18 protein-coding genes and 2 tRNA genes are annotated in these 20,971 nt (G+C 74.2%); 8 read left to right on the top strand and 12 right to left on the bottom strand.

What is annotated here, in order from left to right:
- Positions 1-15 precede the first annotated feature (15 nt).
- Together ACZ60W_RS15730 and ACZ60W_RS15725 are read right to left on the bottom strand one after the other, a co-directional pair.
- Positions 16-89 (bottom strand) — tRNA-Lys (locus ACZ60W_RS15730).
- Positions 90-165: 76 nt separating this feature from the next.
- Positions 166-924 carry an IclR family transcriptional regulator gene (locus ACZ60W_RS15725; RefSeq protein ID WP_017237127.1) on the bottom strand — a complete coding sequence of 253 codons (759 nt, stop codon included), beginning with the start codon at positions 922-924 and terminating at the stop codon, positions 166-168.
- Positions 925-1,331: 407 nt separating this feature from the next.
- On the opposite strand from ACZ60W_RS15725, the gene ACZ60W_RS15720 reads away from it, so the two are divergent.
- Together ACZ60W_RS15720 and ACZ60W_RS15715 are read left to right on the top strand one after the other, a co-directional pair.
- On the top strand, positions 1,332-2,423 hold the full coding sequence (locus ACZ60W_RS15720) for an LLM class flavin-dependent oxidoreductase (RefSeq protein ID WP_469755870.1): 1,092 nt from the start codon (positions 1,332-1,334) through the stop codon (positions 2,421-2,423).
- Between the two features lie 257 nt (positions 2,424-2,680).
- Positions 2,681-4,381: a glycosyl hydrolase family 18 protein gene (locus ACZ60W_RS15715; protein WP_469755869.1), complete on the top strand. Its 1,701-nt coding sequence runs from the start codon at positions 2,681-2,683 to the stop codon at positions 4,379-4,381.
- Positions 4,382-4,489: 108 nt separating this feature from the next.
- Here the strand turns inward: ACZ60W_RS15715 and ACZ60W_RS15710 are convergent, their stop codons facing one another.
- Entirely contained in the window at positions 4,490-6,532 is a 2,043-nt protein-coding gene (locus ACZ60W_RS15710) for a putative bifunctional diguanylate cyclase/phosphodiesterase (protein WP_469755868.1), read from the bottom strand.
- Positions 6,533-6,813: 281 nt separating this feature from the next.
- Here ACZ60W_RS15710 and ACZ60W_RS15705 point away from each other — a divergent pair, with 281 nt between their 5' ends.
- Positions 6,814-8,064: a M6 family metalloprotease domain-containing protein gene (locus tag ACZ60W_RS15705; protein WP_469755867.1), complete on the top strand. Its 1,251-nt coding sequence runs from the start codon at positions 6,814-6,816 to the stop codon at positions 8,062-8,064.
- A 118-nt stretch (positions 8,065-8,182) separates the two neighbouring features.
- On the opposite strand, the gene ACZ60W_RS15700 is transcribed toward ACZ60W_RS15705, so the two are convergent.
- The 7 genes from ACZ60W_RS15700 to ACZ60W_RS15670 all read right to left on the bottom strand — a co-directional run bounded on the left by ACZ60W_RS15700 (position 8,183) and on the right by ACZ60W_RS15670 (position 14,384).
- A tRNA-Lys gene (locus tag ACZ60W_RS15700) sits at positions 8,183-8,256 on the bottom strand.
- Complete coding sequence (locus ACZ60W_RS15695) at positions 8,247-8,873, bottom strand: hypothetical protein (RefSeq protein WP_469755866.1); 627 nt, start codon at positions 8,871-8,873, stop codon at positions 8,247-8,249. The genes ACZ60W_RS15700 and ACZ60W_RS15695 overlap by 10 nt, the downstream gene beginning before the upstream one ends.
- Before the next feature lie 192 nt (positions 8,874-9,065).
- Positions 9,066-9,422, bottom strand: a complete 357-nt coding sequence (locus tag ACZ60W_RS15690) for a hypothetical protein (RefSeq protein ID WP_469755865.1) — start codon at positions 9,420-9,422, stop codon at positions 9,066-9,068.
- A gap of 148 nt (positions 9,423-9,570) precedes the next feature.
- On the bottom strand, positions 9,571-10,902 hold the full coding sequence (locus ACZ60W_RS15685; RefSeq protein ID WP_469755864.1) for an AAA domain-containing protein: 1,332 nt from the start codon (positions 10,900-10,902) through the stop codon (positions 9,571-9,573).
- Positions 10,899-12,488 (bottom strand): hypothetical protein, encoded by a 1,590-nt coding sequence (locus ACZ60W_RS15680; RefSeq protein WP_469755863.1) that lies wholly within the window; start codon positions 12,486-12,488, stop codon positions 10,899-10,901. The genes ACZ60W_RS15685 and ACZ60W_RS15680 overlap by 4 nt, the downstream gene beginning before the upstream one ends.
- Entirely contained in the window at positions 12,479-13,594 is a 1,116-nt protein-coding gene (locus tag ACZ60W_RS15675) for a hypothetical protein (RefSeq protein ID WP_469755862.1), read from the bottom strand. The genes ACZ60W_RS15680 and ACZ60W_RS15675 overlap by 10 nt, the downstream gene beginning before the upstream one ends.
- On the bottom strand, positions 13,527-14,384 hold the full coding sequence (locus ACZ60W_RS15670; protein ID WP_469755861.1) for a phosphatase PAP2 family protein: 858 nt from the start codon (positions 14,382-14,384) through the stop codon (positions 13,527-13,529). Before ACZ60W_RS15670 ends, ACZ60W_RS15675 begins: the two co-directional genes overlap by 68 nt.
- Before the next feature lie 144 nt (positions 14,385-14,528).
- On the opposite strand from ACZ60W_RS15670, the gene ACZ60W_RS15665 reads away from it, so the two are divergent.
- Entirely contained in the window at positions 14,529-15,125 is a 597-nt protein-coding gene (locus ACZ60W_RS15665; protein WP_469755860.1) for a histidine phosphatase family protein, read from the top strand.
- A gap of 26 nt (positions 15,126-15,151) precedes the next feature.
- Here the strand turns inward: ACZ60W_RS15665 and ACZ60W_RS15660 are convergent, their stop codons facing one another.
- A complete protein-coding gene (locus tag ACZ60W_RS15660) occupies positions 15,152-16,441 on the bottom strand; it encodes a tetratricopeptide repeat protein (RefSeq protein ID WP_469755859.1) in 1,290 nt (429 codons plus the stop codon).
- Between the two features lie 223 nt (positions 16,442-16,664).
- Between ACZ60W_RS15660 and ACZ60W_RS15655 the strand changes: the two genes are divergently transcribed.
- Positions 16,665-17,108 (top strand): hypothetical protein, encoded by a 444-nt coding sequence (locus ACZ60W_RS15655; protein WP_469755858.1) that lies wholly within the window; start codon positions 16,665-16,667, stop codon positions 17,106-17,108.
- Between the two features lie 56 nt (positions 17,109-17,164).
- On the top strand, positions 17,165-18,031 hold the full coding sequence (locus ACZ60W_RS15650; RefSeq protein ID WP_469755857.1) for a spermidine synthase: 867 nt from the start codon (positions 17,165-17,167) through the stop codon (positions 18,029-18,031).
- 140 nt (positions 18,032-18,171) lie between these two features.
- Here ACZ60W_RS15650 and ACZ60W_RS15645 read toward each other — a convergent pair whose 3' ends face one another.
- The gene (locus ACZ60W_RS15645) at positions 18,172-18,744 is read right to left on the bottom strand and encodes a hypothetical protein (protein WP_469755856.1); all 573 of its coding nucleotides are present in this window, start codon (positions 18,742-18,744) and stop codon (positions 18,172-18,174) included.
- 87 nt (positions 18,745-18,831) lie between these two features.
- Here ACZ60W_RS15645 and ACZ60W_RS15640 point away from each other — a divergent pair, with 87 nt between their 5' ends.
- Together ACZ60W_RS15640 and ACZ60W_RS15635 are read left to right on the top strand one after the other, a co-directional pair.
- Positions 18,832-19,533 (top strand): response regulator transcription factor, encoded by a 702-nt coding sequence (locus ACZ60W_RS15640; RefSeq protein WP_469755855.1) that lies wholly within the window; start codon positions 18,832-18,834, stop codon positions 19,531-19,533.
- On the top strand, positions 19,530-20,942 hold the full coding sequence (locus ACZ60W_RS15635; protein WP_469755854.1) for a HAMP domain-containing sensor histidine kinase: 1,413 nt from the start codon (positions 19,530-19,532) through the stop codon (positions 20,940-20,942). Before ACZ60W_RS15640 ends, ACZ60W_RS15635 begins: the two co-directional genes overlap by 4 nt.
- Positions 20,943-20,971: the final 29 nt, after the last annotated feature.

Below are 20,971 nucleotides of genomic sequence, written 5' to 3'. Positions count from 1 at the left end.
GGCCTTCTCTGTCGGTGCGCCGCCAGGGACTCGAACCCCGGACCCGCTGATTAAGAGTCAGCTGCTCTAACCAACTGAGCTAGCGGCGCCTGCTGACAGAGAAAATACTACCTGGTCCCCGGGGGTGCTTCCGACCACCCCGCGGGGGCGGCTTCCCCCGTGTCCTCAGATCGCCAGCGAGAGCACCACCGGAGCGGCCCTGCGGTTGAGCGTGTCGGCCGCGGCGCGGAGCCGGTGGGCGTGCTCGATCGGCAGGGAGAGCGCCAGGCAGCCCACGGCGGAGCCCGCCGTCAGCGGCACGGCGGCGCAGACCGTGCCCACCGCGTACTCCTGGAGGTCCAGGACCGGCACGGTCGCCGGCTGGCTGTCGAGCTTGGAGAAGAGGATGCGCTCGCTGGTGATCGTCCGGGAGGTCAGCCGGGCGATCTTGTGGCGCGAGAGGTGGTCCCGCCGTCCGTTCTGGTCCAGCTGGGTGAGCAGGCACTTGCCGACCGCGCTGGCGTGCGCCGCCGAGCGGAAGTCGACCCACTCGTTGACCTTGGGCGTGCGCGGGCCGTCGGCGAACTGGGTGATCTTCACCTCGCCGTCGATGTACCGGCTGATGTAGACCGCCGCGCCGACGGAGTCCCGGAGTTCGGTCAGGGTCTCCTGGAGCTTCGCCTCCAGGGCCTCGCGGCGGGTCAGGCCGGAGCCGAGGAGGACGAGGGAGTCCCCGATCACGTACGCGCCGTCGGCGACCTGCTCGACGTACCCCTCGCGCCGGAGCATGAGGAGCAGGGACGAGAGGTGGGCGACGGGCAGGCCGGTCTCGCGCGCGATCTGGACGTCCGTCACTCCGCCGCCGTGCCGTGACACCGTCTCCAGGACGCGCAGGGCGTATTGCACCGAGTGGAACGGCGCGGTGGGCTCGGGCTTCAGCGCCACGGTTTCCCCCTACCAGGTTGTGACCGCAAGCTTTCGTACCACGATAGCCGCCAAGGACCGTTTACGGGGCGGCTGTTGGCGAGAATGATGCGGACGAACCGGGCCTTGTGCTGGGGCGCACCACCCTGGCATATGCCCACGTCATGAGTGGTGCGGAGAGTCTCAGGTCAGCGGGGTGCGTGACGGCGCCCGTGCGACCGTTCGGCCGGTGGCCGGCCGGAGATTTTTTATGGCCGCACGGTCCCGGCCATGCCCTCCCGGGTGGCCGAGAACGCTCCCTGGCCCCCGGAATAACCGGAGACCCCCTCCTGTTGTAGCCCTGATGTCCCCGGGAGACCGTTCCGGGGGCGCGTCCGGAGACCGTCTCCGGCGACGCAGCCGCACCCGTGCCGAGGAGGGTCCCGACGGTGACCGACGCCATTCGAGGAGAAGCGCGGGGGACCGCGCCCGTACCGCTGTCCGTACTGGACCTGGTGACCGTCGGCAGCGGCCGGACCGCGACCCAGGCGCTCGCCACCAGCGTCGAGCTGAGCCGGCTCGCCGAGCGGCGCGGCTTCCACCGCCACTGGGTGGCCGAGCACCACTCGATGCCCGGGGTCGCCTCCTCCTCCCCGGCCGTGATCCTCGCCCACCTCGCCGCCCACACCCGGCGCATCCGGCTCGGCTCGGGCGGCGTCATGCTCCCCAACCACGCGCCGCTGGTCATCGCCGAGCAGTTCGGCACGCTGGAGGCCCTCGCCCCGGGCCGGATCGACCTGGGCCTGGGGCGCGCACCCGGCACCGACGGCGCCACGGCGGCGGCCCTGCGGCGCACCGACACCCTGAACGAGGGCGCGGACGACTTCCCCGAGCAGCTGGCCGAACTGACCCGGTTCCTCGACGACGACTTCCCGGACGGGCACCCCTACGCCCGGATCCACGCCGTCCCCGGTCCGGTGCAGGGCCCGAAGGGCCGCCCGCCGGTCTGGCTGCTGGGGTCCTCCGGCTTCAGCGCCCGCCTCGCCGGCCTGCTGGGCCTGCCGTTCGCCTTCGCCCACCACTTCTCGGCCAGGAACACGATTCCGGCGCTCGACCTCTACCGGGAGTCGTTCCGGCCCTCGGCCGTCCTCGACGCGCCGTACGCGATGATCGGCGTCTCCGCGCTCGCCGCCGACGAGGCCGCGCAGGCCCGCCGCCAGGTCCTCTCCGGCGCCCTCGCGATGCTGCGGCTGCGCACCGGCCGGCCCGGCCTGGTGCCGACGCCCGAGGAGGCGGAGACGTACGGATTCAGCCCGGCCGAGAGGGAGTTCGTGGACGGCTGGCTGGCGAACGTGGTGTACGGCACGCCGGACGAGGTCCGCGGCGGGCTGGACGACCTGCGCAAGCGGACGGGCGCGGACGAGCTGATGATCACGGCGAACGCGCACGGCGGGGAAGCGCGGCTGCGGAGCTACGAGTTGATCGCCGACGCCTACGAACTGCCCGTGCTCCCCGATGTCGTGGAGGGGTCGGCGGTGTGAAACCGGAGTTCCACGGGCCGGTTGGTCCACCTCCGATCGGGCTCCGGATCCGTCCCTAAGTGAACCTTAAACCGCTCGTCACCGATGGTGGCGGGCGGTTTCTTTTTGTGCTGCACGGCTCTGACGAGGTCTTTCGCCATGAAATTGGTCTAGTCCTCAATCTGGTTCAGACCATTGACGTGCCGTTCATGCGCCGGTTATCACTTCCTCAGCTCCTGTACGGCACCACCCAGTACTCCCCCCATCGGAGGCCGCACGTGCACCCCCGTAAGCCCTTGATCGCCGCGCTCCTGAGCTCGGCCCTCGCCGCCGGTACGCTCGCCGCGACCGTCGGCCTCGGCTCCGCCCAGGCGGCCGAGTCGTCGACCACTGCCTCTGCGGGCAACGTGCGCATCGCGTACTACGACCAGTGGAGCGTCTACGGCAACGCGTTCTACCCCAAGCACCTCGACACCCGGGGCATCGCGAGCCAGCTGGACGTCATCAACTATTCGTTCGGCAACATCCACCCCACCAACCTCACCTGTTTCGAGGCCAACAAGGCCGCGGGCGACGACAACAACCCCAACGCGGGTGACGGTGCGGGCGACTCGTACGCCGACTACCAGAAGTCCTTCAGCGCGGCCGACTCCGTCGACGGCATCGCCGACAAGTGGGACCAGCCGATCGTGGGCGTCTTCAACCAGTTCAAGGAACTGAAGGCGAAGTACCCCCACCTGAAGATCAACATCTCGCTCGGCGGCTGGACCTACTCCAAGTACTTCAGCGACGCGGCCAAGACGGACGCGAGCCGCAAGAAGCTCGTGGCCTCCTGCATCGACCAGTACATCAAGGGCAACCTGCCCGTCGAGGGCGGCTACGGCGGCGCGGGCACGGCGGCCGGCATCTTCGACGGCATCGACATCGACTGGGAGTACCCCGGCTCCTCCGGCGGCCACCTGGGCAACCACTACGCCCCCGAGGACAAGCAGAACTTCACGCTGCTCCTCGCCGAGTTCCGCAAGCAGCTCGACGAGTACGGCGCGGCCAACGGCGGCAAGAAGTACATGCTGACCGCCGCCATGCCGGCCGGCCAGGACAAGATCAAGTACATCGAGACCGACAAGATCGGCCAGTACTTGGACTACGCCAACATCATGACGTACGACATGCACGGCGCCTGGGACGGCGACGGGCCGACGTACCACCAGTCGCCGCTCTACTCCGGCGCGAACGACCCGACCGACCCGATCGCCCCGGGCACCGAGAAGTACTCGATCGACAACGCGATCGACTCCTGGATCGACGGCAAGCCCGCCTACGGCATCGCCGGCGGCTTCCCCGCCAACAAGCTGACCCTGGGCTACGAGTTCTACTACCGTGGCTGGAAGGGCGTCCCGGCCGGGTCCGCCAACGGCCTCGCCCAGACCGCGACCGGCGGCTCCAACGTCCGCCCGCTGAGCCAGCAGGCCGGCATCGCGCACTACAAGGAGCTCGGCGGCATCGTCGACAACGCGTCGACCACCTTCTGGGACGACCAGGCGAAGTCCTCGTACTTCTACAAGGACGGCGAGTTCTTCACCGGCCTCAACCAGAAGTCCATCCAGGCCCGCGTGGACTACGCCAAGCAGCGCGGTCTGGGCGGCGCGATGATGTACTCGCTCCTCGGCCTGGACGAGAACGCCACCCTGCTGAAGCAGATCAACACCGCGCTCGGCGGCACCACCGCCCCGCCGACCACGACGCCGCCGACCACCCCGCCGACGACGCCCCCGACCACCCCGCCCACCACGCCGCCGACCACCCCGCCCACCTCGGGCTGCGGCTCGGTCCCGGCGTACGTGGCCGGCACGGTCTACAACGCGGGCAACGAGGTCGCCCACAACGGCCGCAAGTACAAGGCCAAGTGGTGGACCCAGAACGAGGTCCCCGGCACCACCGGTGAGTGGGGCGTCTGGCAGGACCTCGGCGCCTGCTGAGTGCCTGACCCGCTGAACCCCTCATGACCGCTGCCCCCGCCCGGAATGTCCCTCCGGCCGGGGGCAGTTCCATGCCCGGACGGGGGCTGCGCCCCGCCCGGGCGCCGGCTACACGCTCAGCGGCTCCGTGCCGATCAGCGCGTCGATGCGCTCGGGCGCCACGGCCCGCGAGTACAGCCAGCCCTGTCCGGTGTCGCACCCGATCCGGCGCAGCCGGTCGGCCTGCCCCGCGGTCTCGACGCACTCGGCGGTGACGGTGAGCCCGAGCCGGTGCGCCAGGTGCACGAGCGCCTCGACGATCAGCTCGTCCGCAGGGTTGGCGTGCTCCGCGTCCTGGAAGCCGCGGACGAAGGAGCCGTCGAGCTTCAGCACCGAGACGGGCAGCCGGCTCAGATAGGCCAGGTTCGAGTAGCCGGTGCCGAAGTCGTCGATGGCGATCCGCACCCCCATGTCGCTCAGCGCCTGGAGCGCCTGGAGCGGCCGGCCCGCCGAGCCCATCACGGCGGACTCGGTCAGCTCCAGCTGGAGCAGGTGCGGGGCGAGCCCCGTCTCGGCGAGGATGCCGGCGACGTCCGCGACCAGGTCGGAGTCCCAGACCTGGCGGACCGCGACGTTGACGCTGACGAAGATCGGGCGCTCGTCCGGATGGTCCTTCTGCCACCGGCGGGCCTGCCGGCAGGCCGTGTGCAGGACCCACCGGCCGAGCTCCACGATCGAACCGTCCTCCTCGGCGATCCCGATGAACCGATTCGGCGTGAGGGAGCCGAACTGGGGGTGGTTCCAGCGCACCAGCGCCTCCACCCCGCGCACGGACCCGTCCGCCAGGTCCACCAGCGGCTGGTACTCCAGCGCGAACTCGCCGAGCTCCACGGCCGGCCGCAGCGTCGACGAGAGCGCCTGCCGGGTCATCCGGTGGGCGTTGCGCTCCGGGTCGAAGAGGGTCCACCGGGCCTTGCCGTCGGCCTTGGCCCAGTACAGCGTGGTGTCCGCGGCCTGCATCAGGGCCGTCGCCGTCGTCCCGTGCGCCGAGCGCTCGACCACCCCGATCGAGGCGGAGACCGACAGCCGCTGCCCGGCCAGGTCGAAGGGGTGCTGGAGGGCGCTCAGGGCGGAGCGCGCCAGGTCCGCCAGCTGCTCGGTGCCGGTGGAGTCCTCGACCAGGATCGCGAACTCGTCCCCGCCGAGCCGCGCCACCAGATGGCCGCCGCTGCGGGTGTAGCCGTCGCTGTCCGCGCACTCGGTCAGCCGGGCCGCGACGGCGGCGAGGAGCCGGTCGCCGACCCGGTGGCCGAGGGTGTCGTTGACCGCCTTGAACCCGTCGAGGTCCAGGTAGCAGAGGCCGATCCGCCCTGTTCTGCCATACCCGTACGACTCGTATGAACGGTCGGGGGAGGGCGACGCGCCGCCCGGCCCGTCCGCGGACCCGTCGGCCGGGGCGGCGGCGTCCAGGGCGGCCGACAGGCGCTCGAAGAACAGGGCGCGGTTGGGCAGCCGGGTCACCGGGTCGTGCATCTGGAGGTGACGCAGCCGCGCCTGGAGTTCGCGCCGCTCGCTGATGTCGGCGACCGACAGCAGGACCCGCCGGCCGTCGGCCATCGGGGCGACGGTGATCTCGGCCCACAGGGAGCGGCCGTCGGGGTGCTTGAGGCGCCGGGTGCAGCGGAAGCGCGAGCGGCGGCCGCGCAGCACCTCGCGGTACGCGTGCCAGGTGCGGCCGTCGGAGGCGAGGTCGACCAGGTCCGCGGCGGGCCGCTCGCGCAGCGCCCCGGCCTCGGTGGCGAGCAGGGTCCCGAAGGAGTCGTTCGCGGTGACGACGACGCCGTCCTCGTCCACGACGGCCATGGCGAGCCGGGCGATGCGGAAGGCCGCGTCGCCGTCGCGGAGTTCGGCCTCGGAGCGGCCGGCGGCCCGGGAGGGGGCTTCGGGGCGTCCGCCGGCCGGGGCGGGGGCTTCGGGGCGTCCGCCGGTACGGCGTTCGGGTTCCGGGCCCGTGTGGTGACGCTCCGTGAGCGCGGGCTCGTCCGCCCGTGTCTCCGGCGGCTGTGAATGCACCGATCCTTCGGGGGTTCCGCTCACCGATCGCTCCCGTAGTGCAGTCGGGCCGGTCACATGTGGTCGGGATGGTCGGCCGGGGAAGAGTGAGCCGATCATAGAGCCCGTCCGGGGGAGCCTTCCAGCTCCGGGGTGCGCGCGAGGGTCACCCACCCGTGTGGGGAAGCCCACCCCCGTGTGCGCCCCGATCGTTTTCGCACGGGTCTGACACAGGCCGGTGACGGCCTGATCGAATGTGACTGTCCGTGAGCTGCAGTACGTCCGTCTCGCGTCGACCTCATGGGGCGGCCTCACCCGACCGGGGCAGCGGAAACATGCGAAACACCTCGAATCGTCACAAGGTGGGTGGGGAGTCCCGCATTCGCGATCCGGAGGTCCACGTGAGGGGTCAGCAGCCACCCGGGGGAGTGGAACGCCCACGGCTGCGTGCCGGAGCGGCCGCCTTCACCTCGCTCGCCGCCCTGGCCGCCACCGGCCTCGTCGCCGGCCCCGCCGTCGGCGCGACGTCGGGGACCCCCTGCGCCCTGCCCCGGACCGCCGCCCATCACTCGCTCGGCCTCGACACCTGGAACGCGTCCTACCCGCGCCCCACGCGGACCCTGGACGCGGTCATGGTCTTCCTGTCCTTCCCCGACTCCGAACCGCTCACCACGCCCGCCGAGCTCGCCGCCGACCACTTCCCCGCCACCAGCGAGTACTTCGAGCGGGCGTCCTACGGACGCTTCGTCCTGCGCCCCCACCCCCAGCTCACCTGGACCGCCATGCCGAGGGAGTCGGGCGCCTACGACATACGGCGGGACTGGGACACCGGGAAGCGGGCCGCGTACCTCCGCGACGCGATCGCCGCCGCCGACCCGGCCGTCGACTTCTCCGCGTACGACATCGTCTACCTGGTCGCCGACCCGGACGCGCCCGGCGTGGACTCGGACGCCACCAAGGTCGTCAACCTCGAACGCCCCCTGGAGGTCGACGGCACCGAGATCAAGCGGGTCGTCACGGTCTTCGAACGCCATCCGCCCGACCGCAACGTGCTCGCCCACGAGACCGGCCACGTCTTCGACCTGCCCGACCTCTACCGCCGCCCGGTGGACGGGAAGGGCGACTGGGACACCCATGTGGGGGACTGGGACGTCATGGGCAGCCAGTTCGGGCTCTCGCCCGACCTCTTCGGCTGGCACAAATGGAAGCTCGGCTGGCTCTCGCGGGCCCAGGTCAGCTGCGTCCAGGGAACCGCCCCCCGGGTGGTCAGCCTGGAGCCGACCGACGCCCCGGTCCCGGCCGGCGGCACGCTCGGCACCCGGCTGGCCGTCGTGCGCACCGGACCGGACAGCGTCCTCGCCGTCGAGGCCCGCAGCGACGCCGGCAACGACTCCGAGACGTGCACCGAGGGCGTGCTCGTCTACCGGGTGCGGGCCGGAGCGGCCTCCGGCGACGGCCCGGTCGAGGTTGTTGACGCGCACCCGCGCACCGAGGCTTGCTGGGACCGCTCGGTCTACCCGCCGCTCGCGGACGCCCCGCTGGAGGAGGGCGAGACCCTCACCGTGCCCGGCACGGGCGTCCGGGTCGAGGTCGCCGACCGGACCGCGACGGGCGCCTGGACGGTCCGGATCACCCCGCCGGCGGTGGACTGAGCGGCGGGGCCGTCGGGAGACCCGCCCCGGAGCCCGGAGCCGGAGCCGGAGCCCGGCCCGGAACCCGCTCCGGAGCACGAAGAAGCCCCTCGCTTTCGCGAGGGGCTTCTTCTGTCGGTGCGCCGCCAGGGACTCGAACCCCGGACCCGCTGATTAAGAGTCAGCTGCTCTAACCAACTGAGCTAGCGGCGCCTGCTGACGTCGTAGACATTAGCACCCGGATCGGCGGGAGGAAAAATCGATACCCGCACGTCGGCGGCGGAGGCCGCCCGGACGGCCCGCACGCAGGCCCAGAGCACGACCTCGGGTCCCGGCAGCCACGGGTGACGGGTGTCCGGGGCGACCACCCAGCGGGGTCCGGCGCTGTCGCCGGGCAGCAGCGGCGGCACGGTCACCGCGTCGCCGACCCCGTGGCAGAGCGGCCGCGGGACGGCGTCGCTCCACTCCTCCCAGTCGAGCAGCGCGGGCAGCCGCTGGGCCGTGCCCGGCGCGGCGAAGAGCAGCATCCGGCCGCGGTGTGTCGCGACGGGCCCCGAGCCGGGGCCCTCCTCCCAGAGCCGGTCGAGCATCCGGCGCCCGAAGACCGGGTCCACGTTGACGACGTCGAAGACCGTCCCGCAGGGCAGCGCGGCCGGCGAGGACGGACGGGCCTCCCAGCGGGTGAGGGCGGCGCCGCTCCCGCCGGCGGCCGAAGCGAGCCACGCGGCCCCGTCGGCGGTCACCCGGGCCGTCTGGTGCCGTCCCTCGTCACCCTCGCGGAGGAACCGGAAGATGTCGTGCGGGGTCTCGTCGCGCAGCCAGGTCGTCATGGATCAGGTCTACTCGCCGTGACGGACCGGTTTCCCAGAGTTCCCGAAAACCCGGACGCGAGGGCCCGGCGGGGAGTATCGTGCGCTCCGCATATGCCAGCCGCCGCAGACCGGACGCACGGGCCCGCGGCGCACGCCCGGCCGCTCCCCGTGCCGGGCGGGCTGCGGTGCCGGGCCGTTCCCCCGCCGGGCCTACTCCTCCGCCGGGCGGCCGTTCGTCCGGATCAGGTCCCGACCGAACTCGATCATCTTGACCGCGTAGTCCTCGGTCCACTGGGCCCTCTCGGCGACGGCCGCCGCGGTCAGCCGGTCGAACCGGCGCGGGTCCGCGAGCTGGGCCGCCGCGATGGCCTGGAACTCGGTCGCCCGGTCCGTCGCCGCACGGAACGCCAGCGTCAGCTCCGTCGCCCGCGCCAGCAGCTCCCGCGGATCCTCCATCGACTCCAGGTCGAAGAAGTGCTCCGGGTCGGCGGTCGCCTCGGCAGGCTCGAAGACCAGCGGTGCCGGCCGAAGCCGTCGCTGTCCGCTCCGCTCCGCGGGTTCCGCCATGGTCCTTCTCCTCCTCGCACAGGCACGGCCCGGAATCCCGGGCCGTCTTCCATTGTCCCGCGCCCCGCAAGAGCGCGAACCCCCGCGTCCGCGCCCCCGCGCTCCCCCGCGCCCCGGTGTGGAGTCCCGCGCGGCGGGGCAGCGGTGCTCACGGGGTCCAGGTCACCCGGTGTTCCGCCAGGTGGGAGAGGACCGCGTGGTTCGCCTCCCAGCCGTCGGGGAACGACACCGCCGCGCCCAGCTGGACCGGCTCCGTCGACGGATGCTCGTCCAGGAGCTCCGTGACGCCCGCGCGGCAGACCACCACGCACGCGTGCCGGTGCCGGGACGCCAGCACGCACAGCCGCCCCGTCTCCAGGTGGAAGGCGGTCGCGTCCGGGCGGCCGGAGAGCGGATGGAGGACGACCGTCACGTCGTACTCGCGCCCCTGGAGCCGGTTGGCGGTGTCCACCGTCACCCCGGTCACGCCGAGCTCCGCGAGCGCGGCCCGGACGGCCGCCGCCTGGTCGCGGTGGGCCGTGCCGACCGCGACCCGGTCCGGCGTCAGCGGCGCCGGCGCCTCCGCCCGCTCCGAGACCGCGGCCCCGCCCCGGTCCAGGAGCCGGCGGACGACCAGGGCGACCGCGCCGACCGCCTCCGGGTCGGTGCGCGGGGTGTGCCGGGCCGGCAGTTCGAGCAGGCCCCAGCCGGACTCCGCGGCCTCGTCGAGGACCCGGTCGGGGCCCGACCCGTCCGACGGCACCGAGAAGGACAGCTTCCGGTCCTGCGGGCCGGTGCCGCTGCGGAACGGCGTGAAGGGGTAGAAGGCGTCCGAGACCAGCGGGGCCGCCGAGGCCGGCAGCCGCCACGACACCGGGAGCCGGTGCTGCGGCAGCTCCGGGTTGTGCGCCAGGAGCGTCGAGACCGCGCTCGCCGACGGGTCGTACGACAGGCCCGCCCACTGCTCCGCGCCCACCACCGAGAACGGGTCCAGCTGCCCGGGGTCGCCCACGAACAGCGCCCGCTCGAACAGCCCCGCCACGGCCAGCAGCGCGTCGGAGCGCATCTGGTACGCCTCGTCGACGATCGCGTGCGCCCACGGCTCGACGTTCTTCACGTGGGCCCACTTGGCCGAGGTCGACAGCACCACCGGCAGTCCGGCCAGCTCGCCGGCCTTCGCCGACTTCCGCACCTGCTCCAGATCGTCCAGCGCCTTGTCGTACGGGTCGCTGTCGTTCGAGTGCAGCCGGCCGACCTCCAGGTCCGGCTCCTTCTCGGCCAGCCGCAGCACCAGGTCGTCCACCTGGGCGTTCGTCTGCGCGACCACCATCAGGGGGCGCCCCGCCGCGGCCAGTTCGAGGGCGGCGCGGACCACCAGGGTCGACTTCCCCGCCCCCGGAGGGGAGTCGACGACCACCCCGCGGGACGTGCCGTGCAGGGTGTCCGCGAGGATGCCGGCGGTCGCCCGGCCGGCCTCGGCGGAGGGATCGAACGCGGTCACAGGACGTCCTCGGGGGTCACGGCGTCGGGCAGTTCGACGGCGTCGGTCCCCGGCGGCCCGCCGTGCGTCCAGGGCGTCTCCTCCGGGTCCGGCAGCTTCGGCCCCACCCGCTGCTCGTGCTCGAACAGCGTCCAGGCGATCCGCTCGCCCTTCTCCGGCACCGAACCCTCCGCGGGCTCCCGGGAGCGCCCCATGCGGTCGAGCACCCGCAGCAGCAGCGAACCGTCCTCCTCGTACCGCACGAACTCCGCCGCCTGCGGCTTGCCGTCGAGCGAGCGGAAGACCTTCACCCGCGCGCCCAGGTGCGGCCGGTCGTCCGTGCGGACCGTGAGGAGCGGCCGGGGCGCCGGCCGCTTCGACTCCGTCCAGGCCATCGTCACCTCCACCACCTCGGCGGTGAACGCCTCGCCCGCGAGCCGCCGGCCCGCCAGCACCAGCGGGTCGTCCAGCGCCTCCTGTGCCTCCAGCTGGCCCTGCGCCTGCTCACGGGCGGCGAGCTTGGCCGCCGCCGTCACGGCGTCGTCCCGGCGCGGCTGCGGCGGCTCGCCGGCCGCCACCCGGTCGCGGTGGGCGGTGAACGACCAGCGGTCCCGGGTCCAGCGATCGGCGACCCTGGCCCCTTCCGGCAGCTCCCGCAGCAGGTCCACCGCCCGCCACACCGCGTCCCAGGTCGGCCTCAGCTGCGAGGCGACCAGCCGGCGCAGCTCCCGCTCGGCCGCGTGCAGCTCGCCGAGCCCCTCGTCCGCCGCCTCGCCGTCCTCGGCCGCGCCGACCGCCTGCCGGGCCCGGTCGTACCGCTCGATCGCGGGCGCCAGGAGCCGGTTGTCGAAGGCCGGGTCGGTGGCCGGTCCGGCCGGCGGGCACAGCAGCTGCCCCCGTGCGTCCCGGCCCACCTCGGCCCGCAGCGCCGCCGCGGCCCCCGGCTCCCCGTCGTGCGGGTCGATCCAGGCGAGCAGCGCGCCCAGGTGCTGGTCCTCCAGGGAGGACTGGCCGGTCGCCCAGTGCCGGTTGAGGAGGTCGGTCGCCGCCAGCAGCAGCGAGGAGCCGGGCACCCTGGCCCGCTCGCCGAAGTGCGTCAGCCAGCGGCCGAGCAGCGGGACGCGCGGCGGCGCCGGGAACGGCGTCTCCGGGTCCTGCTCGGCCGTCCGCCGGAAGCGCGTGGACCGCCCGAGCAGCCGGACGTACTCCACGCCCGCCCGGCTCGGCACGATCAGCTGCGGCGCGTCCGCGCAGAGCTCGACCTCGACCTTCACCTTCCGGCCCGTCTCCGGGTCCACCTCGCTGCGCTCCGCCGCCTCGACGACTCCGGTGAACGCGTCGACGTACGGCAGGACCTCCTCGGCCAGGTCGGCCAGGAACGCGAACCGCAGGTCCCGGTCCCGGGGCTGGGCCACCACCAGCAGCCGGGGCTCCCCGGGATCCGTGCCGACCAGCGCGCCCAGCGGGGCGCCCGCCTCGCCGGCGGTCGTCAGCGGCACGAGGACCATCGGCCGGTCCGACAGCCGCCGGTGCCGCACGGTCGTGAGGGGCTGGGCCCGGCCCGACTCGACGGCCTCCATCCGGGCCAGCAGGGAGATCAGCGACATGCCAGGGCCTCCTCGCGCAGCGCCCTGGCCCGGCGGAGCGCCGCCACCGCCGGGTCCGCCGGATCGCCCTGCTCGCCCCGCGCCGCGGCGAGCACCGCGCCGACCGTGGTCAGACCGCCGAGCTCCGCCCGCACGGACCGGCCCAGGGTCTCCACCGCGTCGTCCTCCCGCGCCCGCGACCGGCAGTGGAAGGCCAGCTCGCAGGCGGCCAGGCACTCCGGCGCGTACTGGTGGGGCACGCTCTCCACGGACGCCGCCAGCTCCTGCGGCGAGCGCTCCGCCACGTCGAAACTGACGCCCTCCGGCAGGGCGGCGGCGATCTCGTCGATCCGCGTGAGCCGGTCCAGCTGGCGCCGGGTGACCGCGCGCTGCTTGCGCACGTCGACGACCGACGCCGTCGGCACGTTCGAGAAGTCCTTCGGGCAGACGAGGACCACCGACTGCGCGACCCGGGCGCCCTCGGTGCGCGCCGCCACCCGCTCCAGCGCCAGCACGTACACCGCGGCCTGGCGGGCCGCCGCACCCACCTTGGCCGGGTCAGCCGAGCCGTCGACCATCGGGAAGGACTTGATCTCCACCACCGTCCACCCGCCGTCGGGGCCGACGACCACCGCGTCCGGCTCCAGGTAGACCGGCGAGCCCGCCACCTCCAGGGCGAGCAGCGGATGGTCGAGCAGCGTCCACGTCCCGGCGGCCCCGGTCGCCTCCCGCAGCGCGAGGGCGGTGCGCGCCGTCCGGCCCTCCGGCCCGGCCGCCGAGAGGTCGGGCACCGCGACCTCGCCGGGCTCGTCCGCGCCGACGAGGCGCAGCAGCTCGCGGCCGCCGTCCGCCTTCACCTTGGCCTCGAAGGAGTTGCCGCGCACGATCGCGAACTGCGACTGGCCGAAGGGGGCCGGCGCGCCCAGCTTGGCGGCCAGCGCGGACTTGTCGACCCCGGCACCGTCGAGCAGGGCCCGCCGCCGGCAGCCGGGGTTCGCGGCGAGCGCCGCGAGCGCCCGCGCGTCCAGCGGACGCGGCACGGTGGCCGGTCCGCGCAGCTCAGCGAGCTGCCGTCGGGTGGTCTGCGGCGGTAGGGACGGACCGCTGTCCGGGGATGCGCTGCTCACCCGGGGAAGTCTCGCATCCGCCACTGACAACCGGGGGTGCTTCGGCCACCCCGTCCTCCGCACGGGTCGGCCGCCACCGGTCGAGGGCGCGCAGCGGGAAGGGGGCGAGGAGCAGCCCGGCGCCCATCACCGCCACCCCGGCGACCGCGTCGAGCAGGTAGTGGTTGGCCGTCCCCATCACGACCACCGCGGTGAGGAGCGGATACGCCAGGCCGAGGGCCTTCGCCCACGGTGTGCGCCCGTGCCGCCACAGCATCACCCCGCACCACAGCGCCCACCCCACGTGCAGGCTGGGCATCGCGGCGTACTGGTTGGTCATCGCGCCGAGTCCGCGCGGCGCGCTGGCCTCGCCGCCCCACCAGCCGTAGGCGCTGAACTGCGCCATCGTGTCGGTGAAGCCGTGCGCGGCGTCGAGCAGCCGGGGCGGGCAGGTCGGCAGCAGCGTGAAGCCGACCAGGCCGAGCAGGGTCGAGACCATCAGCCAGGTCCGGGCGGCCCGGTAGTGGGCGGGGCGGCCCCGGAAGAGCCACACGAGGATCGCCGGGGTCACGAGGTAGTGCAGCGAGGCGTACGCGAAGTCCGCCGGGACGCCCAGCGCCGGAACGTCCGTGAACAGGCGGTTCAGCGGGTGCTCGGCGTCGATCCCCAGCGCCTGCTCCGCGCGCAGGATCGCCAGGCCGTGCTCGACGGCCGCGGACTCGTCGCCGCGCACGAGGAGCCGCCCGCCGGTGTACGCCGCGTACACGACGGCGATCAGCGACAGTTCGGCCCACCAGCGTGGCTTGCGCATGGAATGAGTCCCCCCAGAAGGTGTCCGCCCCGGGGGAGGGACGCGGCGCGGCGCCGAAGGGTTGCCCGGAGGTCACCGCGCATTCAGGTGGGCGATGATGGGGGAGGCACGTCCGCACCGTGAAACCCCTGGAGCGTCCTTCCCATGGCACCGCGCATCCTGCTCGCCCGGCACGGCCAGACCGAGTGGTCTCTTCTCGGCCGGCACACCGGCAGGACCGACATCCCCCTGCTCGACGAGGGGCGGCGCGGCGCGAAGCTGCTCGGTGAGCGCCTGCACCACGGGCCCTGGCAGGGCCTGCCCGGCGTGGAGATCCGCACGAGCCCGCTCGTCCGGGCGAGCGAGACCTGCGCGCTCGCCGGATTCGCCGACCGGGCCGAGCCCTGGGACGCGCTCATGGAGTGGGACTACGGGGCGTACGAGGGGATGACCCCGCCCGAGATCCAGGCCGTGCAGCCGGGCTGGTTCATCTGGCGCGACGGCGTCCCCGAGGGCGAGACCCTGGCGCAGCTGTCGGACCGCGCCGACGAGATCGTGGAATGGGCCCGCTCCGCCGACCGTGACGTGCTGGTCTTCGCGCACGGCCACATCCTGCGCTCGATCGGCGCCCGCTGGCTCGGCGAGGACGTGTCCTTCGCGGCCCGCATCCGCCTCGACCCGACGAGCCTGTCCGTCCTGGGCTGGGCGTACGGCGACCCGGCGGTCGAGCGCTGGAACGACACCGGCCACCTGGAGCGGTAGCCGCCCCGGGGCCGCGCGGCGGGAGGTCAGGAGGCGGCGAGGATCCGGTCCGTCTCCGCGAGCATGCCGCGGATGCGGGCGGAGGCGATGCCCTCCAGGGACTCGGCCACCCGTCTCGCCTCCGCCGCGGCCTCGTCGCGGCGGCCGGCGTGCGCCAGGTCCTTGGCGAGGTGGGCGCGGTAGAGCGCGAGGTTCCGGGCGAAGTGCGGGTTCTGCAGGACCGTGGCCCGGTGGGCGTGGCGGACCGCCCGGCCCCAGTCGCCCAGCGCCGAGTGGCACTGCGCCTCCAGAGCCTCCCGCTCCGGCTCGCCGAAGAAGGACATCCACTCGGGGTCGCCGTCGGCCGGCCCCCGGTCGAAGTGGCCGTGCGCCCGCCCGAGGGCCTGCTCGCAGGCCGAGCGGTCGCCGAGGCCGGCCCAGGCGACCGCCTCGCGCAGCGACAGCAGCGACAGCAGCCGCGCCGAGTCCAGCGGCTGGGCGGCCCGCAGCCCGGCCTGCGCCGCCCGGACCGCCTCGCGGTACCGGCCGGTGTCCCGGGCCAGGAACGAGGTGTTGCAGAAGGCGTGCGCCTCCAGGGCCGCGTTCCCCGCCACGCGCGCGGTGGCGAGCGCCTCGGCGTAGTGGGAGCGGGCGTCCTCGTGCCGTCCCGAGTCGTGGGCCAGCCAGCCGACGGAGAGGGAGAGTTCCCCCGCGCCCGCGTGCAGCCGGTCCTCGGTGGACCGGCGCGCCATGGTGCCGGTGTCGAGCAGCGCGTACGCGGTGCGCAGCGGCTGGGCGGCGACCTTGTAGAGCCCGTCGGCACCGTGCCGGTCGTCGAGCAGGCGGATCCGCCGTACGGCGTCCTCGACGGCCCGCACCTCGGCGTCGCCGATCCGGTGGGTGCCGCGGGGGGCGGGGATCGCGACGGCGGGACCGCCGCCGAGTCCCAGCGAGGCGGCCGCCAGGGTGGCGGAGCCGCTCGTCATGAATGCGCGACGCAGCACGTCGCTCTCCTCATCGTTGCGGGGGGTGATGGCGGCGGGAGGCGCTGTCCCGGCCGGGACGGCCTGCCGTCGGCCGCGCACCGTCTCCCGCGCCGAGAACCCCAGGTCGGCCAGGCCGAGCCCGGGGAACATGTGCAGGAAGACCCGCTCGTAGGCGTAGTTGGGGCAGCGGATCTCGCCCGCCTCCACGCGCCCGATGTAGCGGGCGTCGCACGCGACCTGTTCGCCGATCTCCCGCGCCGCCCGGCGGACGGCCGCCGCGAACTCCGCGGGCGACTGCTGTCCGCGGAGCCGGCGGAAGGCGGGATTGGGAACTGCCCGTGACATCGCCATGGCGAGCCCTCTCCTGGTGCTGCCGGGTGGTCCGGCGGCAAGAACGTACATGCCGTGACCGGATGCTCACGCTGAGTTTGGCTACAAATCGGATATCTCGCCTGCGATCTGCCATGAACTGCCATCCTTTGCGGCGGCATGGCGCCGTAGCCGTTGACGCGCACGGGCGTTGAACCGTAAGGGAGAGGCGAGACGCGTCTCCTCAGGAGCGAGGAGGGGTCCCATGTCGGAGATCGGATCGCAGTCGGCCACGCGGCACGCACCCGCCCCGGACGGTGCCGCCCCCCAGCAGCCCGCCGAGCCCTGGGACCTGGTGACCGTGCCCGCCCGCCAGGGTCTGGAGGCCGTCGACATCCTGCGCCGCGGCGCCACCCCCGCCGTCGGCCCCGTCGTGCACGACGGCACCTGCGACACCCTCGGCTTCCTGGTCCCGCCCGGCACCGCCGCCGCCTGGGACATGCCCGGCAGCGCCTGTACGCGGACCTCCGGGCGCGGGCTGCGCCTGCCCGCCCTGCCCGAGCTCCCCGAGCCCGCGGGCGACACGCCCCGGCCGGCCGGCTGGCTGCTGCCGCCCGGCGACACCGACCCGGTGACCGACCCGGCGGTGCTGCGCGAGGCCCTCGGCGAGGCGGCCCGGCTGATCGAGGCGGCCGACGGCTGCCGCTGAGCCGCCGCCCCGGGGCCGCCGGGCGGTCGTGTCCCGTGTGCCCCGATAATGGGGCAGTGGCCAGGAACAAGCAGCGTGACCGGGCGGCGGCCGCCGCCCCCGTCGTCGAGACCGTCGACGGCGGCCTCGCCGAGCTCATACCCGACCGGGAGCGCCCGCGCGGCTGGACGCTGCTCATCGACGGGGCCCCGCAGTCGCACGTCGACCTCGACGACCCGGCCCACCTCGGCTTCGAGTACCAGCGGCGCCTCGGGCACATCGCCGACCTCGCCGCCCCGCCGAACCGTCCGCTCCAGGTCGTGCACCTCGGCGGCGGCGCCTTCACCCTCGCCCGGTACGTCGCCGCGACCCGGCCCCGCTCCACTCAGCAGATCGTGGAGCTCGACGACTCGCTGGTCCGGCTCGTCCGCCGCGAACTGCCGCTCGACGCCGGCGCCCGCATCCGCGTCCGGTCCACCGACGCCCGCGACGGCCTGGCCAAGGTCCAGGACGGCTGGGCCGACCTCGTCATCGCCGACGTGTTCAGCGGTGCCCGTACCCCGGCCCACCTGACCAGCACCGAGTTCCTCGGCGAGGTCCGGCGGGTGCTGCGGCCCGGCGGCTTCTACGCGGCGAACCTCGCCGACGGGCCGCCGCTGGCCCATCTGCGCGGCCAGATCGCCACGGCCGCCGCCGTCTTCCCCGAGCTGGCGCTCACCGCCGACCCGACCGTGCTGCGCGGCCGGCGCTTCGGCAACGCGGTGCTGCTCGCCTCGGACCGCGCGCTGCCGGTGGCCGAACTGACCCGGCGGGTCGCCACCGACCCCCATCCGGGCCGGGTCGAACACGGCCGCGCCCTCGCCGACTTCGCCGGGGGAGCGGCCCCGGTCACGGACGCGAGCGCCAAGCCCTCGCCCGTCCCGCCGCCTTCGGTCTTCCGCTAGGGCCTGTCGTCACCATCCCCTCTGCCCCGCCGGGCAACGAGGGGATGGCGACGACAGGCCCTAGGGTCCTTCGAGTCGTGCCCGACCCGTGCCGCCCCTCGACCGGCACGATCCGGAGGAGACGGACCGGCCGGCGGGGCTCAGGTGGCGCGGTCCTCGATCTCGACCCGGGGTGCGGTGTCGTGCCAGAGGCAGAAGACCGACAGCTCGCGGTCGTCCCTGGTGAACGTGACCCGGATCCACGTGGGCTGCTTCCACACCTGCATCTGCCAGCCGGAGGCCGGGGTCGCCGAGACGAGTTCGGCGGAGGTCTCCCCGAGGTCGAAGACGACCCGTCCGCCGTCGACGGAGTAGCTCTTCACGTCGGAGGCGGAGCCCGGGGCGCTCGTGGCCGGGGCCACCGCCGTCGGCTTCGGGGTGCGGGACGGGGCCGGCGAGGTGGGGGCGGGCGGGGACGTGGTGCCGGCGCCCGGGGTGGCGGGGGCACCGGTCGGAGCGGAGGGTTCCGTGGTGGGCGGCCGTCGCGTCGACGAGGTCAGCGGGTCACTGCCGGAGGTGGTCGTCCCGCCGGAGCCGCCGACGGGCAGCGGCAGGGCGCGGGGAGGGTCGTAGACGGTGCCGGACAGCACGGTGTGCACTCCCCACCAGGACAGGGTGACCGCCGCGCCGGTGGCGAGCGACCAGGCCAGGGCGTGAACGAGTCCTCTTCGCACCGGGACATAGTGCACCACCCCGCGCGTGGCCGTGCCGGAGGGTGGAGGTTGTCCTCCGGTTCCCCCGAATGGCGTACGGTGCCGCCCATGGCAAGTGTGCTCGTGGTCGAGGACGACCAGTTCGTGCGCTCCGCCCTCATTCGGCAGCTGACCGAGGCCTCCCACACGGTACGGAGCGTCGGCACGGCCCTGGAGGCGCTGCGCGAGGTCGCCCATTTCCGCTTCGACGTCGTGATCCTGGACCTCGGTCTGCCCGATCTGGACGGGTCCGAGGCGCTCAAGATGCTGCGCGGGATCACCGACGTACCGGTGATCATCGCGACCGCCCGGGACGACGAGGCGGAGATCGTCCGGCTCCTCCACGCGGGCGCGGACGACTACCTGGTGAAGCCCTTCTCGGTCGACCACCTGTCGGCCCGGATGGCCGCCGTGCTGCGGCGCGCCCGGGGTTCGGCGGGGGAGGCGCCGCCGTCGCGGGCGATCCGGGTCGGCGGGCTCTCGGTCGACCCGCTGCGCCGTCAGGCGGAGCTGGACGGCGCGCCGTTGGACCTGACCCGCCGCGAGTTCGACCTGCTGGCCTTCCTCGCGGGACGGCCCGGCGTCGTCGTACCGCGCAAGGAGCTGCTGGCCGAGGTGTGGCAGCAGTCGTACGGGGACGACCAGACCATCGACGTACATTTGTCATGGCTGCGGCGGAAGCTGGGCGAGACGGCCGCCCGCCCCCGCTATCTGCACACCCTGCGCGGGGTGGGCGTGAAGCTGGAGCCGCCCCGGGAGCCGCAGCCGTGAGATGGGCGCTCGTCAAGGTGTCCCTGGCCGTCACCGCGATGGTCGTCATCGCCTTCGCCGTCCCCCTCGGCCTCGTCGTCAAGGAGATGGCCCGCGACCGGGCGTTCTCCAACGCCGAGCGGCGGGCCGCCGGACTCGCCCCCGTCCTCGCCATCACCACCGACCGCGACGAGCTCGACAAGGCCGTCGCCACCACCGAGGACGGGGCCTCCGGACGGCTCGCCATCCACGTGCCCGCCGCCGAACCCGGCGACGAACCCCTGGAGATCGGCACCCAGCGCGCCGGCGAGCACGACCTCGCCGCCACCCGCGTCCTCGGCCGCGCCTCGATCGCCGAGGTGCCCGGCGGCTTCGCCCTGCTCCAGCCCACCGCGCTCAGCAGCGGCCAGGTCGCCGTCGTCGAACTCTTCGTCCCCGAGGGCGAGGTGAGCAACGGTGTCGCCACCGCCTGGCTGGTCCTCTCCGGTGTCGGTATCGCCCTCGTCATCGGCTCCGTCGCCGTCGCCGACCGGCTCGGCATCCGGATGGTCCGGCCCGCCCAGCGGCTCGCGGGCGCCGCCCACGACCTCGGCGAGGGCAGGCTCGGCGCCCGGGTCCCCGAGGAGGGGCCGCCGGAGCTCAAGTCGGCGGCCGTCGCCTTCAACTCGATGGCCGACCAGGTCGTCCAGCTCCTCGCCAACGAGCGCGAGCTGGCCGCCGACCTCTCCCACCGGCTGCGCACCCCGCTCACCGTGCTCCGGCTCAACGCGGCCTCGCTCGGCTCCGGCCCGGCCGCCGAACAGACCCGCGCCGCCGTCGAACAGCTGGAACGCGAGGTCGACATCATCATCCGCACGGCCCGTGACGCGAAGCCGCAGACCCAGGCCACCGGCCCCGGCGCCGGCTGCGACGCCGCCGAAGTGGTCCGCGAGCGGATGGAGTTCTGGTCCGCGCTCGCCGAGGACGAGGGCCGCCGGGTGCGGGTCGCCGGCGTCGAGCGCCCGGTCCGCATCCCCGTCGCCCGCCCCGAACTCGTCGCCGCGCTCGACGCGCTGCTCGGCAACGTCTTCCGGCACACCCCGGAGGGCACCGCCTTCTCCCTCGACGTCCACAACGGCGACGACGCCGTCATCGTCCTCGTCTCCGACGCCGGCCCCGGCATCGCCGACCCCGCCGCCGCCCTGGCCCGCGGCAACAGCGGGGCCCGCGCGGGCTCCACCGGCCTCGGCCTCGACATCGTCCGGCGGATGGCGGAGACCACCGGCGGCGACGTGCGCATCGGCCACTCGGTCCTCGGCGGCACCGAGGTGCGCATCTGGATCGCCCTCGACGGCCTGCGCGGCGCCGCCGCGGCCGGCCGCCGCGGGCACCGGCCGGCCCGGCGCCGGCGCGGCGGCGGGACGGGGACCCGGCGGGCCGTGGACGGCTGAACGGGCCCCGGAAGCACCGCCGGCGGCGC

This window comes from Streptomyces sp. NPDC104202, from assembly GCF_055584185.1.
Note: the sequence above shows the minus strand (reverse complement) of the source record. Positions and strands in the feature narration are given on the sequence as shown.